Origin of the sequence: Faecalicatena contorta, assembly GCF_021531995.1 — a bacterium.
Taxonomy (GTDB): Bacteria; Bacillota; Clostridia; order Lachnospirales; family Lachnospiraceae; genus Dorea_A; species Dorea_A contorta_A.
Genome location: NZ_JAFBIZ010000018.1, coordinates 1 through 16,475, shown reverse-complemented (window position 1 = coordinate 16,475; position 16,475 = coordinate 1). Strand labels below are relative to the sequence as shown.

General features: G+C 42.7%; 17 protein-coding genes. 1 reads left to right on the top strand and 16 read right to left on the bottom strand.

Annotated elements, in window-relative coordinates; genetic code table 11:
* Positions 1 to 17 precede the first annotated feature (17 nt).
* Positions 18 to 479, bottom strand: coding sequence for a hypothetical protein (locus JQM82_RS04045; protein WP_235248752.1), 462 nt, complete (start codon positions 477 to 479; stop codon positions 18 to 20).
* A 107-nt stretch (positions 480 to 586) separates the two neighbouring features.
* Complete coding sequence (locus tag JQM82_RS04040) at positions 587 to 820, bottom strand: hypothetical protein (protein WP_235248751.1); 234 nt, start codon at positions 818 to 820, stop codon at positions 587 to 589.
* Between the two features lie 156 nt (positions 821 to 976).
* Here JQM82_RS04040 and JQM82_RS04035 point away from each other — a divergent pair, with 156 nt between their 5' ends.
* Positions 977 to 1,324: a helix-turn-helix transcriptional regulator gene (locus JQM82_RS04035; RefSeq protein ID WP_235248750.1), complete on the top strand. Its 348-nt coding sequence runs from the start codon at positions 977 to 979 to the stop codon at positions 1,322 to 1,324.
* Here JQM82_RS04035 and JQM82_RS04030 read toward each other — a convergent pair whose 3' ends face one another.
* The 14 genes from JQM82_RS04030 to rpmE form a co-directional block, all read right to left on the bottom strand.
* The gene (locus tag JQM82_RS04030) at positions 1,325 to 2,044 is read right to left on the bottom strand and encodes a type 1 glutamine amidotransferase (protein WP_235248769.1); all 720 of its coding nucleotides are present in this window, start codon (positions 2,042 to 2,044) and stop codon (positions 1,325 to 1,327) included. It lies immediately after the preceding gene.
* A gap of 14 nt (positions 2,045 to 2,058) precedes the next feature.
* Positions 2,059 to 3,399, bottom strand: coding sequence for a Mur ligase family protein (locus JQM82_RS04025; protein WP_235248749.1), 1,341 nt, complete (start codon positions 3,397 to 3,399; stop codon positions 2,059 to 2,061).
* Positions 3,400 to 3,406: 7 nt separating this feature from the next.
* Positions 3,407 to 4,366 (bottom strand): carbohydrate kinase family protein, encoded by a 960-nt coding sequence (locus JQM82_RS04020; RefSeq protein WP_235248748.1) that lies wholly within the window; start codon positions 4,364 to 4,366, stop codon positions 3,407 to 3,409.
* A gap of 56 nt (positions 4,367 to 4,422) precedes the next feature.
* Entirely contained in the window at positions 4,423 to 5,454 is a 1,032-nt protein-coding gene (locus JQM82_RS04015; RefSeq protein WP_235248746.1) for a 3-deoxy-7-phosphoheptulonate synthase, read from the bottom strand.
* A gap of 24 nt (positions 5,455 to 5,478) precedes the next feature.
* On the bottom strand, positions 5,479 to 5,991 hold the full coding sequence (locus JQM82_RS04010; RefSeq protein ID WP_235248745.1) for a COG2426 family protein: 513 nt from the start codon (positions 5,989 to 5,991) through the stop codon (positions 5,479 to 5,481).
* An 11-nt stretch (positions 5,992 to 6,002) separates the two neighbouring features.
* Positions 6,003 to 7,058, bottom strand: coding sequence for a histidinol-phosphate transaminase (hisC, locus tag JQM82_RS04005; protein ID WP_235248744.1), 1,056 nt, complete (start codon positions 7,056 to 7,058; stop codon positions 6,003 to 6,005).
* A 9-nt stretch (positions 7,059 to 7,067) separates the two neighbouring features.
* A complete protein-coding gene (locus JQM82_RS04000; RefSeq protein ID WP_235248743.1) occupies positions 7,068 to 8,255 on the bottom strand; it encodes a pyridoxal phosphate-dependent aminotransferase in 1,188 nt (395 codons plus the stop codon).
* A gap of 22 nt (positions 8,256 to 8,277) precedes the next feature.
* The gene (locus JQM82_RS03995; protein ID WP_235248742.1) at positions 8,278 to 9,189 is read right to left on the bottom strand and encodes a DUF2156 domain-containing protein; all 912 of its coding nucleotides are present in this window, start codon (positions 9,187 to 9,189) and stop codon (positions 8,278 to 8,280) included.
* 3 nt (positions 9,190 to 9,192) lie between these two features.
* Positions 9,193 to 11,178 (bottom strand): bifunctional metallophosphatase/5'-nucleotidase, encoded by a 1,986-nt coding sequence (locus JQM82_RS03990; protein ID WP_235248741.1) that lies wholly within the window; start codon positions 11,176 to 11,178, stop codon positions 9,193 to 9,195.
* 16 nt (positions 11,179 to 11,194) lie between these two features.
* Positions 11,195 to 12,976, bottom strand: a complete 1,782-nt coding sequence (locus JQM82_RS03985) for an ABC transporter ATP-binding protein (RefSeq protein ID WP_235248739.1) — start codon at positions 12,974 to 12,976, stop codon at positions 11,195 to 11,197.
* Between the two features lie 276 nt (positions 12,977 to 13,252).
* Positions 13,253 to 14,323: a peptide chain release factor 1 gene (gene prfA, locus JQM82_RS03980; RefSeq protein WP_235248738.1), complete on the bottom strand. Its 1,071-nt coding sequence runs from the start codon at positions 14,321 to 14,323 to the stop codon at positions 13,253 to 13,255.
* Between the two features lie 60 nt (positions 14,324 to 14,383).
* Positions 14,384 to 15,235 (bottom strand): peptide chain release factor N(5)-glutamine methyltransferase, encoded by an 852-nt coding sequence (prmC, locus tag JQM82_RS03975; RefSeq protein ID WP_235248737.1) that lies wholly within the window; start codon positions 15,233 to 15,235, stop codon positions 14,384 to 14,386.
* Positions 15,198 to 16,136, bottom strand: coding sequence for a DUF1385 domain-containing protein (locus JQM82_RS03970; RefSeq protein WP_235248736.1), 939 nt, complete (start codon positions 16,134 to 16,136; stop codon positions 15,198 to 15,200). The genes prmC and JQM82_RS03970 overlap by 38 nt, the downstream gene beginning before the upstream one ends.
* A gap of 70 nt (positions 16,137 to 16,206) precedes the next feature.
* Positions 16,207 to 16,410, bottom strand: coding sequence for a 50S ribosomal protein L31 (gene rpmE / locus JQM82_RS03965; protein WP_235248735.1), 204 nt, complete (start codon positions 16,408 to 16,410; stop codon positions 16,207 to 16,209).
* Positions 16,411 to 16,475 lie beyond the last annotated feature (65 nt).

Below are 16,475 nucleotides of genomic sequence, written 5' to 3'. Positions count from 1 at the left end.
AGAGGGGTGTATTACCTTTACTCTTTTATGAATATCATCTGATCACCGAATTCTCGCTCTGTCAATATCAGTTGATCCTGCTCTACACTGTAATCAAACGTAGTTACAATCGGGCTGACTGCATTTTCCAGTGTTTCCTCTGTATATTGTCCGTCTGACTGCTCCGCAGCCTCCCTGAGCGCTCCTTTATCTTCTTTAATGGTAATCGTCTTTTCATTGATATCCAGGGTATACTCCATTACAACATCTATGCTGTCTTCCTCACCGATCTCCGGAAGATTCACAATCACAGAACCCTCCCTTTCAATTGTAAGATTCATATTGCCATCTTCATCTGCCCATTTTCCTTCCAGCGGATTACCGGTAAACATCTTTGTCAAAAGAAATATCGCGATCACAATGACCAGGACAGATGAGACCGTCGTAACGATCATCCATATTTTACTTCTTTTAGCCTCATCATTTTTTGCAATTATCATCTATCCATTTCCTTTCTTTCTATTCTTTTTCAAGAAGAATCTCTTCACTACAAATTATATGAACTTTTCCGATCAGTGTCAACGGCTCAAAAGATGTTTCATATCTGTCACTCATCCAGCTCTACAAGCAGATAATAGCCTCTCTGCGTTTTTTCTATTTTCTGTATCTTTCCTTTGCGGGATCTGATTCTCTGTCTGGTTCTGTATATTCCGGACATTGCAACAGATGGTTCTACCAGATAAGTATATTGTCCCGTCACGGCACTTCTTTCACTGATCACTACTTCCTGCCCTTCTTCTACAAGTCCTTCTCTTTCCATTTTAAATCGTTCAACTCTCATCTGAATGCACTCCTTTTTTCCAGGCTGATAACACGTGCTCACATTTCTGTTCCAATCCGCGACTCATGTGCAACACTTTGTTGATATTTGACACTTTTTATGTTGTATAACGCAACAATTGGTAAAATATACCAAACAAACGAGGAGGTTACAGCCATGTCATTTGCAGAGAAATTAAAAAGATTGCGTCTTGAAAATGAAATGACTCAGGAATATGTTGCAAAACGTCTGAATGTAGCACGTTCCACAATCGCGGGCTATGAGACAAAGAACCGCCAGCCCTCTCACGAAAAGCTGACGGCAATTGCCAATCTCTTTCATGTCTCTGTAGACTACCTTCTCGATGATGAATTCGTCCAGATTACGCCGTCTCAAAACAGCACACTGTCTGATGAGGAGAGCGCTTTATTATCCAGATACCATCGCCTGTCTTCACGTTCCAGAAAAGATCTGCTGGAATATTCGAGTTTCCTGGAATTGCGTGACAACAAATCACAGTCATGATTATTCTTTTACAAATCTGTGGTATATATAGTCATTGGCCTCTCTCTCCTGACTGTCATCCAGAGGCGTTAACTCTACAGATCCATACTTTCTTTCAAGTGCTTTCCGGATCAGATAATCACTGACCTGTGGATTCTTCGGAAGCAGAGGACCATGAAGGTATGTTCCGATTACATTTTTATATACGACTCCTTCATATCCGCTTTTCCCGTCATTTCCGGAACCATACAACACCTTTCCAAACGGCTGATTATCATTCAGGTAAGTTCTGCCTCCATGATTCTCGAATCCCACTACCGGCATATCCACCAGTTGACTTTTGAGCACAATATTATCAATCAGGCGTCCTTCTTCCTGCTCGGTATAGATGTCCACCAGATTCAATCCTTCTATCATACCGGCATCTGTTTTATAATATTTCCCAAGCAGCTGATATCCTCCGCAAACCGCGATTACAACACCGTTATCTTCCACATATTCCCTGAACTGTTCTCTTATTTCCAGAAGATTTTTACAGACGATCGCCTGTTCGCGGTCAGAACCACCTCCCAGAAGTACAATATCCAGTTTTGAAAAATCTATCACATCTCCGGTGTTAAATTCTATCGTCTCGGCATCAATACCTCTCCAGATACACCGCTGCATCAGGCAGGCAATATTTCCACGGTCTCCATAAAGATTCAGAAGATCCGGATAAAGATGCCCGATCGTAATCTTCATGTCCTTTCTATCCATTAATACGTTCCCTCCAGTCTCTTTAAAACATTACGAGTACTGAACAGTGCCGTATAATTCACCAGCACATACAGATTGCCGCAGCCATTTTCCACTCTTTCACAGATTGCTTTTTCCACATCTGCTTCCAGCATGGACGGAATATCCACATATTTCATACGAAGACGCATATCCTGACAACGAATTCCGCTGACCGTGATGGAATTCACATTTGCCCCTTTGAACCGGTCAAAATCAACATCCCACAGCCAGGACACGTCTGTTCCGTCCTGGGCATTATCGTTGATCACGATAATAACATCTTTCAGCGTCTCATCCTGCATAACAGCAGAAATATTCTGATTGAATCCTGCCGGATTTTTTGCCAGGTTCAGCACCACCTTCGTATCCTTCAGGCGAAACTGTTCCATACGTCCATTTTCCGGATTGAACCTGGACAGCATGTCCTGAAAATGTGTCAGAGACAGTCCACCAGTTCTCCCTGCCGCATATGCCGCAAGAATATTATATACATTATAGAATCCTTTGTAATTGGCCTCAAATCTTCGGCCTTCCACCTGGAACGCAAGATGATCACCGATCTCTATTCCGGAAGCATCATACTGAATCTCCGGCCTCTTAAAATCACAGTTTGTGCAGACATAATCCCCCAGCTGGCTGTAATGGTAAAAATGATATTCAAGCTGTGCTCCGCATTTTTTACAGAACCTTCCTTCTCTGATCTCATGGGAATCTTTATCATCCACCACTTTTTCACTGATTCCATAGGTAATATACGGATTACCACTATCCATGGCAAGGTATGCAGACAACGCATCATCTCCATTGACAATCACTTTCATCTCAGGTGCACTCTGCATCACTTCCTTCAGGATATTCATTGTAATATCAATCTCGCCATAACGGTCAAGCTGATCCCGGAACAGATTGGTAAGCACCATATAATCCGGTTTAAAATGCGGAAATACTCTTCTCGTAGAAGCCTCATCAATCTCAATACAAGCGTAATCCGCGTTTAAATTTCCTCCCAGGTCGGCACTCAGTGCAAAAGCAGCTACCACTCCGTTAAGCATGTTTGAACCGGTATGGTTGCAGACCACCCGACAGTCCTCTTCTTCCAATGCAGCACACAACATATTATTAGTCGTGGTCTTTCCATTGGTGCCGCATACGATAAAAATATCCTTTTTTACCTGACCTGCCAGTTCTTTCAGGATGTTCGGATCGATCTTAAGTGCAATCTTTCCGGCCCATGTCACCCCTTGCCGGTGAAAGATATGGACACTGGCTTTCTCACTGATCTTTGCTGCCCATACGGCCAACATTCTACGTAATCTCATATAGCAACTATCCTTTGATTAATTCTGTAACTTTTTCCGGATCCGGCATAGAACGAATTGCACCTTTCTTCATAGTAATCAGAGCTGCCCCTGCATTCGCATATGTCAGGATATCCCCCAGGACTTCTTCTGTCAGCCCTTCCAGTCCATGTGTAAGCACACCATGAATTGCGCATCCGCAGAATGTATCACCTGCGCCGGTCGTTTCAATCGCTTTAACCTGGAAGCCTGCTCGTTCTACACGCATACCTTTATAATATGCACGGCTTCCTTCCTTCCCCATCGTCAGAAAGATCAATGGAATCTGGTATTTTTCCTGCAGATAGCGAATTCCATCATCATAATCTTCCATTCCGGATACAAACTGAATCTCATTATCAGAAATCTTCAGTACATCGCAATACTGGAAACCGTATTCCATCTGTTGCTTTGCTTCCTCCAGAGAATTCCAGAGCGGAGGGCGTAAGTTCGGGTCAAATGTAATCAGACAACCTGCCTCTTTCGCAACATCCAGTGCCTTTTTCGTTGCAGTTCTCACCGGCTCATCCGTCATTGAGAGAGTTCCGAAGTGGAAGATCTTTGACTGACGGATCAGATCATAGTCCACCTCATTCTCAGACAGCATCATGTCTGCTCCCGGTTTACGGTAGAAGGAGAATTCTCTGTCCCCATCCGGAAATGTATGTACAAACGCCAGAGTTGTATGGATATCCTGATCAAGGATCAGCCCCTTTGTTTCGATTCCCAGTTCCTCAATTGTATCTTTCAGAAGCCTTCCGAACTGGTCTTCTCCTACTTTTCCGATAAAAGCAGTCTTTCTTCCAAGTTTATTCAGCATTGCAAGAACGTTACAGGGTGCTCCTCCCGGACAAGCCTCAAACAGGTTATTGCCCTGTTCACTCTGTCCGTTCATAGTAAAGTCGATCAACATCTCACCCAATGCGGTAACATCATATAATTTCTCCATATTAATCACTCCTTATACACGTATTTTTATTATTATACCATATTTCTCCAATATACCTAGCATTCATCAGCAATCTTATAGATTAATTTTTCTGTATCTTCCCACCCGATACATGGATCTGTGATCGACTGTCCATATACCATATTAGAGCAGATATTCTGTCTGCCTTCTACCAGATAACTCTCAACCATGACGCCTTTAATCAGATTCTTCAGATCCGGATTATATCTGCGGGTATGCAGCACCTCACTTACAATACGGATCTGTTCCTTATACTTTTTATCAGAATTTGAATGGTTGGCATCTATAATTGCAGCCGGATTCTTCAGGTCCTTTTTCTGATACAGTTCATATAGTCTTGCACATTCTTCATAATGATAGTTTGGAATACATTTGCCATACTTATCTACTCCGCCACGGAGAATGACATGTGCCAGCTCGTTTCCGGATGTCGTAACATCTGTCGCACGATAGATAAAACGATGCCCCATCTGTGCCGCAACAACAGAATTCAGCATTACAGACAGGTCTCCGCTCGTCGGATTTTTCATACCGACCGGAATGTCCATCCCGCTTGCAGTCAGCCTGTGCTGCTGATTTTCTACCGAACGTGCACCGATTGCTTCATAAGACAGAATATCATCCAGATAACTTCTGTTTTCAGGATACAGCATCTCGTCTGCTGCCGTCAGTCCGGTCTCTTCCATAGCACGAATATGCATCTTACGAATCGCCAGAATTCCAGCGTACAGATCCGGCGCCTTATCCGGATCCGGCTGATGAAGCATACCTTTATATCCTTCACCGGTTGTCCGGGGCTTGTTCGTGTAGATTCTCGGGATCAGAACCAGTTTATCCCTGACCTTCTCATTCACTCCAGCCAGACGGTTCACATATTCACATACCGACTCTTCATTATCTGCAGAACATGGGCCAATGATTACAACAAATTTGTCTGATTTGCCGGTAAAGATATCTCTGATCTGCGCATCCCTTTGCCGTTTTAATTCTTTCAACTGATCCGATAACGGATACTCCCGTTTCAATTCTGCAGGTGACGGGAGTTCTTTATTAATTCTCATTGACATAATTCTTCACTCCATCCTGAATAATTATCCAAGTAAATGTACTCCTCCAAGAAGTACATAAGATATAAACCACATGATCACTGTTGCCATACAGATTCCGATTATGACTGCAGGAAAGGCTTTTTTAAACTTGATTCCAAGAAGCGCCGCAATCAGAGACCCCGTCCATGCACCTGTTCCCGGAAGCGGTATCCCGACAAAAAGCACCAGACCCCAGAATTCATATTTTTCAATCTTATCACTTTTACTCATAGCTTTTGCTTCCAGGCGGTCAACCATCGGTTTCAATGTTTTTGTTCCTTTCATCCATCGGAAGATCGGTGTAATCAAAAGAAGAATAAATGGAACCGGAATAATATTTCCAATGATACACAATGGAATGGCTGTACTGACCGGCACACCCAGAATCGGTCCTGCAACCAGCAATGCTCCTCGAAGTTCCAGTATTGGGATCATGGATATCAGAAACACAATTACCTCTTTACTGACACTTCCACTCAGCGCATTAATAATCCCCTGTACTAAACTTTCAGTCATAAAATACTCCTTTATTTCGTCATATATTCTCTAAAAAATGCAAACAATGCTTCCATCTCTTCTCTGGTTCCGATCGTGATACGCATATACTGCTCTATCCTTTCACTTCCCCAGAATCGAACATAGATATCATGCTTTTTCAAAGCTTCAAACAGTTCTTTTGCATCATACTGCGGATGCATGGCAAAGATAAAATTCGACTTTGAATCCAGACAGTGAAATCCCAGTTTTTTCAACTCTTCTTTCGCCCACTCTCTGGTCTCTACAATTTTACGTATCCCATTTTCAAAGTATTCCTTATCCTTCACCGCTTCTACTCCACATACCAGAGAAGTCTGATTCATCGTATAAGAATTAAATGAATATTTTGCATCATTCAGATATCGGATCAATGTCGGGTTACTGATCGCATACCCGATGCGCATTCCTGCCATGGATCTTGCCTTGGAAAATGTCTGTACTACAATCAGATTGTCATATTTATCGATCAATTCGATTGCAGAACGCCCCGCAAAATCCACATAAGCTTCATCCACAATGACGACCACATCCTGGTTATGTGCAATGATTTCTTCCACAACATCCAACTCTTCATAGATTCCTGTCGGTGCATTCGGATTTGGAAAGATGACTCCGCCATTATCTTGATAATAATCTTCCCTTTTCAATCGGAAATTCTCATCCAGTTTCTGACATTCATACGGTATTCTGTACAGATCAGCCCATACTTTATAGAATGAATATGTAATATCCGGAAACAGAATCGGCTTTTCGGAATTAAAAAATGTCAGAAAACACATGGAAAGCACATCATCCGATCCAACTCCTACAAATACCTGATCCGGATTCACCTGATAGAATCTGGCCAGTTCTTCCACAAGCGACGCGGCAGTCGGATCCGGATACAGCCTGAACCGGTCAGTATCCATCTCTTCCAGTGCCTTTGTCACTCCCGGTGCAGGAGGATAAGGATTCTCATTGGTATTCAGTTTTATCACTTTGCGCTGCGGTTGTTCCCCCGGCACATAAGGTTCTACTTTTCGGATATTTTTCTCAAACGCTTTCATGATTCTCTCCTAGAAATATTCTTTCGCCAGTTCCCGGAATTTCGGAAGTGAATTCACAATTGTATCGTGTGATACACAATATGCAAGTCGTACATATCCCGGACAGGCAAATGAACTTCCCGGCACGATCAGTATATTATATTTTTTAGCAGCCTGGCAGAATTCTTTTTCATCCGGTACCGGAGATTTCACAAACAGATAAAATGCCCCCTGTGGCTTAATACATTCAAATCCACAGTCTTTCAGACCATTATAAAGATCTTCTCTGTTTCTGTCATAGAAAGAGAGATCTGTCTTCTCATTCAGACACTTTGCAACTACTTTCTGCTGAAGAGTAGGCGCATTAACAAAGCCAAGGATTCGTGTTGCAACATTTGCTGCAGACAGAACATCGGCACTGTCTGTTACCTCATCCGGAATTACCAGATATCCGATACGTTCTCCCGGAAGAGACAGGGACTTGCTGTAAGAATATCCAACGATCGTATTCGCATAATACTTTGTAAGATATGGAACCTCTACTCCGTCATAAGCAAGCTCACGATAAGGTTCATCAGAAATCAGAAAGATATCTGTTCCATATTCCTTCTGCTTCGCCTCCATAATAGCTGCCATTTTTTTTATCGTCTCTTCCGAATACACAACACCTGTCGGATTATTCGGAGTGTTTACAATAACAGCTTTGGTTTTTGGTGTGATTTTCTGCTCAAATTCATCAAGCTTTGGCTGAAAATCAACCGTATTCGGGGAGATCTCTACAAGCACACCATCGTAATTATTGGTATAAGAACGATATTCTCCAAAATAAGGAGCAAAAGCAATCACCTCATCTCCCGGATTAATCAGTGATTTCAATATGACATTCAGTCCTCCGGCAGCTCCGACCGTCATAACGATGTTCTTTCCTTCAAAAGATGTTCCGAAACGTTCATTCAGAGATGCTGCAACAGCTTCTCTGACATCTGCGTATCCACAGTTGCTGTTAGTATATCCGTGAAGAACCACAGGATCTGTCTCATCCAGCAATTCCAGAATGGCTTTTTTTACTGCTTCCGGTGCCGGCACATTTGGATTGCCAAGACTGAAATCAAACACATTCTCCGCACCATAGATTTTTGCAAGTCGATTGCCTTCTTCGAACATTGCACGAATAGCTGAACTGTTTGCTACCATGTTTTTCATTTTTTCTGCTATCATTGTCTATTCCTCCTTGCATTCTTTACACAGATTCCTTTTCTGTCACATATCCCTTTTCCACCATAAATATCGGACGGTAGGATAATTTCGCTTTTCTGAGTCCCTCGGCACCCGTATCCTCTTCACGGTTAATATACTGATAATTCATACATTCATGCTCAACAAACTGCTGATTGATCATCGGATATGCTCCCTGTACATCCGCAAAAGCTTTCTCTATATGAACTACAAATGTATCCTGACAGATCGGCTCCCCGATCGTAAAAGCAACAACCTCCCCATCAATTCGCAGCACGCCGCCAGTAAGGTCCAGCTCTTCCAGAAGCCTGAGTGAATTCAGAGTCACACACATCTCGCTTCGTTTCTCCGAATCCTCCTCGCATCCATTTTCCTCACGCCATTTCAAAGCCATCTGAAAGCAGTCTTCCACATTGTCTGTAGTCATCTTCTCATAACTCCAGCGACCTTCATATGTCGCCTTAAACTTATTAATATGATTTCTTTTTCCATGAAGCTTTTTCCCTGATAATGTCGCCAGTTTTTCTGACTCATAGACATAATCCGCATCATCCCGCATATACTCAATCTGAAATCTTCCGGGATACCATTCCTCCAGCTGTGCAAAATACTCCGGAGTGACATTATACATCTGAAACTGCACATTTCTCTGTGCACTATACTCCATTAGTACTTCCAGCGCTTTCTTCACATTTTCCGGCTCCCCTGCCGGAAATGCGAATGCCAGATGATCTTCATCTTCACTTTTAAATACGAGCGCCTGTTCCACAATTGCCCATGTAACCGGATACTTCCTGGACCACAGAAAAACATTGGCAAATGTTCTTTCACAGCTTCTGCTGGTATGATTTTCAAAATAATGGGTGATGATCTCCTTATCCTCCAGCTGCGCACGTTTAAATAGTATTTCTTCCATATTTTACCTTCTTTTATTTATCTTTTTCTCTGCATGTTTTTTAGTATAGCATATGAGAAACCTGACTACAAGAACCAGAATTACGACAATTCCAAGGATAATCATGTATAGAATCACCGCAATTTTATTCGGATTTTTCAGAATATCCATGACATTTTTACTGTCATTTTCACACTTTCTCCCCTCATATTCGCCATAGTAAGAAGGTATCTGTGAGATTCCATCCTGATTCTTTTCAAAAGATTCCAGATAGGATGCAAGCGCATACCACTCCTTGACTTCTGCGCCCCCCTGATCATGAATAATATACTGTTCAAAATCATCAATCGCATTGCCGTCTTGATCTTTTGGCACAATTTTCAGAATTCCTTTCGAAGTATCCTCTACCGAGCCAAGCATCTGTGCAGAATATAAACCTGCCACCACACGATACAGCTGGTCATCCTTGATTGTAACCCATTCCTTTTCTTCGGAATAAGGAACATTTGTTACCAGTTTTACATCCGTCACACGGTTCAGGATCATCCGGTTCGGATTATATACCCAGTTAAGTCCGCTCGGATACAGCTGTGCCGATGTCATAAGCGGTGACACCGATACATCGATCTCTGCTACTGTCTTCAATTCTTTTCCGGTCAGATATACACTGACCAGTGGATATCCCGGAATCCGGTCTGCTCCGATTCCAAGCGAGCAGACGTTAAATGCATCCGAAACCGTCAGCTCCCCTTTTTGGAAGGTATCGCGGATGGTTCCTGACGGTGCAATTGCCACGTCTACCTTTTCATAATCGTCTCCCTCAGCTTTCTGAACCGCATATACATATGCATCTGCAATCATATTCCCGAGAGAATCTTCCTTCAGAGTTTCTGCAAACTCATCCATCTGTGTAAATTCAATCTCATTCTCTGCCAGGATCTGATCGAATGTATATCCGAATCCGGACAGATATTCTGAATTCACCTTATTTTTATATTGTTCAAGCTTTGCTGCCACATTTTCATTGATCGTTATCGTTTCATCCAGTCGGTTCAGACTGTATGATTTCATTTCCCATCGTCCATTTTCATTTCTGGTCAGAGTAAGTTCGCCGAGATTCTCACAATACGGTCCCCCGGACACAATATACGTATCTCCAGACTGAATAGGTTCTTCCAGAATGGTATGCGTATGTCCACTGATGATCACATCGATTTCAGGTACCTTCTCTGCAAGGATCTCGTCTTCTGACTTCTTCCTGTTCTCATTCGTCCCACTGTGTGACAGACATACGATCATATCTACATCTTCTTCCTCAAGCTGATCTACTGCTTTTTCCGAAGCTTCAACGATATCTTCAAATTCCAGTCCACTTTCCGGAGCACAGTCATCTGCATCCTCTCCCATGACACCAAACACGCCCACTCGTACTCCTCCATGCTCAATCACAGCACAGGAAGAAGCACCATACTCATCCATCGCCTGTTTTACCATCAGATTGTCCCTGGAAGTATTCTTTTCCCAGTCAATGTTCGAACTGACAAGAACCGGAAGTGATATCTGCGGATCCTGTGCAGCACTCTGAACTGCCGCATGCAGCATATTGCTGATTCCTTCACTCCGATAATCAAATTCATGATTGCCAAAGGTTGTCGCATCATAGCCGACATATCCCATCATTGCAAGTTCAGAGGCCTCTGTTTCATAGATGGTCTGGTACAGTGTTCCCATAGAAAAATCACCGCCGTCCAGAAGAAATGTTGCAGGATTCTCTGCCTTCTTCTGATCTGCAAGTGTCTTCAGTTTCCCCAGACCTCCGATCATAATCGTCTGTCCATCCTCATCTTCTGCCTTGTATGGATCCATATGGGAATGCATATCATGCGTAAATAAAATTGTTACCCCTTCTTCTGTGTTCTTCTCATCATCTGCAAGAACCGATGTTACAGACATACCACACAACATGATAATGATCAACATTACCGATGACATCCTCTTTTTTATATTCATTCCTGACATAGCCCCCTTATTCATCCTTTATAACAGCTTCTTTTGACATGCCCCGGGACAGGCCTGTATCAAAGTTTCTATGGTACAATGACTCATAGATTCCCTTCTTTTCCAGCAATTCCTCATGCGTTCCTTCCTCGGCGATCCCCGATTCTGTTAACACCAGAATTCTCTGTGCGTTCTGAATGGTCGTTAATCTGTGAGCGATTACAAATGTGGTACGATTCTTCGCCAGATGCTCCAGTGACTTCTGAACAACCTGCTCACTTTCGTTATCCAGAGCTGAGGTCGCCTCATCGAAAATCAGAATCGGCGGATTCTTAAGAAATACTCTTGCAATCGACAGTCTCTGTTTCTGCCCGCCGGAAAGCTTTACTCCACGCTGTCCGATATCCGTATCATATCCATCCGGAAAACTCATGATAAAATCATGTGCATTGGCATTTCTTGCCGCCCGGATGACTTCTTCATCCGTCGCCTCCGGTCTTCCGTACCTGATATTATCCATAATTGTTCCTGCAAAGAGATATACGTCCTGCTGCACGATTCCAATATGATTACGCAGATCATTCAGCCGGATATCCCGGATATCCTTCCCATCTATGAAAATCGCTCCATCTGACACCTCATAAAATCTTGGAATCAGACTGCACAGTGTGGTCTTTCCAACACCGGAAGGTCCAACCAGTGCCACATAATCGCCCGCCTTTACTTTCAGATTCACATGTCTTAACACTCTTTCAGACTGCTCCTCGTATCCAAAAGATACATCTTTAAATTCAATCTCTCCACACACCCTGGGCATTGCCTCTGCATCCGGCTTATCTGCAATATCCGGAGCAATCGACAATATTTCCAGAAAACGCTCAAATCCGGAATACCCATTCTGAAACTGCTCCGTAAAACTGACAAGTTTTTTCACTGGATCTGTAAAATTATTAATATAAAGGAAAAATGTCAGCAGATCCGCAAGTGCAACGGTTCCATTTAACATCATTCCTACTCCTGCCAGAAGAACCACTACCGTAATTAAAGTGGTCATCGCACCCAGACCGGAATTGTAGATTCCCATATACCGGTAGCTCAGTTTTTTCGCTTCCACAAAATTATTGTTTCCCGCACTGAACTTTTTCATTTCTACTTTTTCATTTGCAAAAGATTTTACCACCCGGATCCCTGCAAGACTGTCTTCGATCTGGCTATTGATATCCGCAATCTTCTCTCTGTTTTTCTTAAAGGCAACCTTCATCTTTTGATTATAATAAAAAGCAAACAGAAGCATCATCGGGATAAATGCAAACGCAATCAGTGCAAGCTTTACATTTACCATCAGAAGAATCGAAAAAGAACCTGTGATCTTGATTACAGAGATCACCAGATCTTCCGGTCCATGGTGCAGAAGCTCACTGATATCAAAAAGGTCACTTGTGATTCTGGACAGCAGGTGTCCGACTTTCTGGTTGTCATAGAAAGCAAAAGTCAGCTTCTGATAATGTCCGAAAATATCCTTTCGCATATCTGCTTCCATCTTTGCTCCCATGATATGTCCGAAATATCCGATATAAAAATTACAGAAAATCTCCAGAAAGACCAGAAGAATCATAACTATTCCCAGTTCTGTGATCATCTTTACAGCATCCCGGACTTCAAAATACACCACCTCATTCGTTATATAACGAACGATCAGGGGAATGATCAGGGTAATCACAGCACCCAGAATGGCAAATAACATATCGCTGTAAAACAGGACGCGATATGGTTTGTAATATGCAAATAATTTTTTCAGTTTTTCTTTCATTATACTCCCCCCGCTTCTCCTCGGTGTTCCTTTCACTCACATGCCGAACGCACCTCGGATCCGCTCCGCTTCTCCTCGATGTTCGTTTCTCTTCCCTTCGAACGCACCTCGGATCCGCTCCGCTTCTCCTCGGTGTTCGTTTCTCTTCCCTTCGAACGCACCTCGGATCCGCTCCGCTTCTCCTCGGTGTTCGTTTCACTCACATGCCAGATATGAAAAAAAGACGCACACAAATACATTTGCGTCGTCCTTTTTTTCATATCTGGCGCGTTCGTGTTATTCGTTCATATTTGCAAGTTTTGCAGCCTGATCAGCTGCGATGCATGCGTCGATGATTTCCTGAATATCACCGTTCATAATTTTGTCAAGTTTGTATAATGTAAGGCCGATTCGATGATCTGTGACACGGCCCTGCGGGAAGTTGTAAGTACGGATCTTCTCAGAACGGTCTCCTGTTCCGATCTGGCTCTTTCTTGCCTCAGCTTCCGCATCATGCCGTTTCTGACATTCCATATCATATAATTTTGCACGCAAAAGTGCGAATGCCTTATCTTTATTCTGCAACTGTGACTTTTCTGTCTGGCTGTAAATTACAATTCCCGTCGGATAGTGAGTCAGACGAACTGCGGAGTCTGTTGTATTGACGCACTGCCCTCCATTACCCGATGCACGCATAACATCGATACGAATATCTTTTTCGTCGATCTGAATATCTACATCTTCGGCTTCCGGCATTACTGCAACTGTAATGGTTGAAGTATGAATACGTCCGCCGGATTCTGTCTCCGGAACCCTCTGTACACGATGTACACCGGACTCATACTTCATTACAGAATATGCTCCCTTGCCATTTATCATAAATGTAACATTTTTCATACCGCCGATACCGATTTCTTCGCATTCTACCAGTTCAACCTTCCATCGCTGGCTTTCAGCATAATGCAGATACATGCGATATATCTCCGCTGCAAACAATGCTGCTTCATCTCCACCTGCACCGGCGCGAATCTCCACAATAACATTCTTATCATCATTCGGATCCTTCGGAAGAAGCAGGATCTTCAGTTCCTGTTCCAGTTCCTCAACTCTCTTCTTTGCATCATTCAGTTCTTCTTTTGCAAGTTCACGCATCTCTTCATCCGTTTCTTCATTCAACATCTCCAGACTGTCCTCGATTGCCTGCTTGCATGCCTTATATTCCTTGTATGCCTCCACGATCGGAGTCAGCTCATTCTGTTCTTTCATCAATTTACGGAACCTGTTTGGATCATTTGCAACATCCGGTTCCTGAAGCTCGCTTAAGATTTCTTCCAGGCGAATGAGCAGATCTTCTAATTTATCAAACATAATTTTTCCTCCTCGTATCTATCTTCTATCCTTTTTCTTTTAACCAGCTTTAAAACACCATTACTCTTTATTGTACATGCCGATTACTACCCGGTCAAGTCCTGCCAGATCCTTTTTTACCTTCACGTCAGAATATCCTTCAGCCTTCATAAGTTCTGAAACTGCCTTCCCCTGGTCATGACCGATTTCAAACAGTAAAGTACCGCCTTTTTTAAGATATCGTCCACTTTCACACACAATCTTTCTGTAAAAAAAGAGCCCGTCTTCTTTTCCGTCCAGTGCGATCCACGGATCATGCAGTCTCACTTCATCCTGAAGTTCTGCAATCACATCCGTTCTGATATATGGCGGATTTGACACGATCATATCATAAGTATCTTCAATATGCTCAAACAGATCACTCTGTATAAATTTTGCTCTTACTTCCAGACGTTTCCGATTCGCTTCCGCGACCCTTAGCGCTTCTTCAGAGATATCACAGCCGGTCCCCTCAATTCCCGGCTTCATTTTCACCATGCTTAAAAGAATGCATCCCGAACCAGTACACATGTCCAGCACCTTCATTCCCGTATAAGATATTTTCAGTGCTTCTTCTACCAAAGTCTCTGTATCCTGTCTCGGGATCAGAACATGATCATTGACCTGAAACGAATACCCCATAAATTCCTGTTCACCGGTGATATGCTGCAGAGGAACTCTGGTGCTCCGAATCCGGATCAATTCCAGATATTCCAGCGCTTTCTCTCCATCCACTTCTTTTGCAGGTTCTCCATAATAAGAAGCCTTTGTGGTGCCTGTAATAAACTCCAACAGATACCATGCATCCAGTTCCGCCTCTTTTATCCCTGCTTCTCGAAGCCTTTTGATTCCTTCTTTATATATCTGTTGAAGTGTGAAAGTTTTCTTCCTCATACGCTCTCCAATCAAACACTGCTTCTACCGCCTCAATTGCCACCTCTATCATTCCATCATCCGGCTCTTTTGTCGTCATCTTCTGAATTGCCAGTCCCGGTTTGCTTAGCAGGTTGATCAGCGGATTTTCACTTCGTCCGGCAAGTCTCAGTATTTCATACGATATTCCTGCAATTACCGGAAGCAGTGCAATCCTGACAAACACTCTCATAGCCAGTGACTCTACACGTACCACCAGAAGAAGAAGGATACTGATTGCCAGCACAAAGAACAAAAAGCTCGTTCCACATCTCTTGTGCTGTCTGGAACTCTTTCTTACATTTTCCACTGTAAGTGGAAGGCCATGTTCAATGCAGTTGATGCATTTATGTTCCGCTCCATGGTACATGAATGTCCTCTGAATATCTTCCATTCTGGAAATCAGAAGCACATACAAGATAAAAATACCAATTCTTACGAATCCCTCTATCACTGTTCGCACAGCATAAGAATCGATCAGTGGTTTTAAAAGTGATGACAAAAAGTACGGAAGAACCATAAAAATCGCAATTGCAATCACAAGAGAAACTGCCACAGTTGCCCCCATCATAACACTTTCCTGTTTTTCTTTCCTTCTGGATTCTTCATCTGTCAGTGCTTTTTCTTCTTCCTCTTCTTCATAAAAGCTTGCAGAAAACATCATTGTCTTAATTCCGAGCACCATAGAATCTATAAAATTAAACACGCCTCTGATAAACGGTATCGTCGTAAGCTTTTTCCATTTTCCTGTGATGCTGTGATACGTTTCCTTCTGAACTTCGATCCCGCCGTCCGGCTTACGTACTGCAACTGCATAATCATCCTTATGCTTCATCATGATTCCTTCCAGAACGGCCTGACCGCCAATATTAGATGATTTCATGTATTACTCCTTTTATCCCAAAGTGCAAAAAAGGTTGAGATTAAACAACCTCAACCCATTACTTGCTAACTTATTTTCCCATTCCGTATTTCTTATTGAACTTATCAACACGGCCACGAGCCTGAGTTGCTTTCTGCTGTCCTGTATAGAATGGATGACATTTAGAACAGATTTCTACGTGGATTTCTTCATTTGTAGATCCTGTTACGAATGTATTACCACAGTTACAAGTTACAGTTGCCTGATAATATTTTGGATGTATTCCTTCTTTCATGATTTTCACCTCTTCTTTATTTTGTCACATGCATCATATGTGCAATAATGTTCTTTAAATTAAAC

What these genes read in the sequence shown, in the direction of transcription:
- JQM82_RS04045 (WP_235248752.1), bottom strand. Translation starts at nt 479, where the DNA reads ATGATAATTGCAAAAAATGATGAGGCTAAAAGAAGTAAAATATGGATG.
- JQM82_RS04040 (WP_235248751.1), bottom strand. Translation starts at nt 820, where the DNA reads ATGAGAGTTGAACGATTTAAAATGGAAAGAGAAGGACTTGTAGAAGAA.
- JQM82_RS04035 (WP_235248750.1), top strand. Translation starts at nt 977, where the DNA reads ATGTCATTTGCAGAGAAATTAAAAAGATTGCGTCTTGAAAATGAAATG.
- JQM82_RS04030 (WP_235248769.1), bottom strand. Translation starts at nt 2,044, where the DNA reads ATGAAGATTACGATCGGGCATCTTTATCCGGATCTTCTGAATCTTTAT.
- JQM82_RS04025 (WP_235248749.1), bottom strand. Translation starts at nt 3,399, where the DNA reads ATGAGATTACGTAGAATGTTGGCCGTATGGGCAGCAAAGATCAGTGAG.
- JQM82_RS04020 (WP_235248748.1), bottom strand. Translation starts at nt 4,366, where the DNA reads ATGGAGAAATTATATGATGTTACCGCATTGGGTGAGATGTTGATCGAC.
- JQM82_RS04015 (WP_235248746.1), bottom strand. Translation starts at nt 5,454, where the DNA reads ATGTCAATGAGAATTAATAAAGAACTCCCGTCACCTGCAGAATTGAAA.
- JQM82_RS04010 (WP_235248745.1), bottom strand. Translation starts at nt 5,991, where the DNA reads ATGACTGAAAGTTTAGTACAGGGGATTATTAATGCGCTGAGTGGAAGT.
- hisC (WP_235248744.1), bottom strand. Translation starts at nt 7,058, where the DNA reads ATGAAAGCGTTTGAGAAAAATATCCGAAAAGTAGAACCTTATGTGCCG.
- JQM82_RS04000 (WP_235248743.1), bottom strand. Translation starts at nt 8,255, where the DNA reads ATGATAGCAGAAAAAATGAAAAACATGGTAGCAAACAGTTCAGCTATT.
- JQM82_RS03995 (WP_235248742.1), bottom strand. Translation starts at nt 9,189, where the DNA reads ATGGAAGAAATACTATTTAAACGTGCGCAGCTGGAGGATAAGGAGATC.
- JQM82_RS03990 (WP_235248741.1), bottom strand. Translation starts at nt 11,178, where the DNA reads ATGAATATAAAAAAGAGGATGTCATCGGTAATGTTGATCATTATCATG.
- JQM82_RS03985 (WP_235248739.1), bottom strand. Translation starts at nt 12,976, where the DNA reads ATGAAAGAAAAACTGAAAAAATTATTTGCATATTACAAACCATATCGC.
- prfA (WP_235248738.1), bottom strand. Translation starts at nt 14,323, where the DNA reads ATGTTTGATAAATTAGAAGATCTGCTCATTCGCCTGGAAGAAATCTTA.
- prmC (WP_235248737.1), bottom strand. Translation starts at nt 15,235, where the DNA reads ATGAGGAAGAAAACTTTCACACTTCAACAGATATATAAAGAAGGAATC.
- JQM82_RS03970 (WP_235248736.1), bottom strand. Translation starts at nt 16,136, where the DNA reads ATGAAATCATCTAATATTGGCGGTCAGGCCGTTCTGGAAGGAATCATG.
- rpmE (WP_235248735.1), bottom strand. Translation starts at nt 16,410, where the DNA reads ATGAAAGAAGGAATACATCCAAAATATTATCAGGCAACTGTAACTTGT.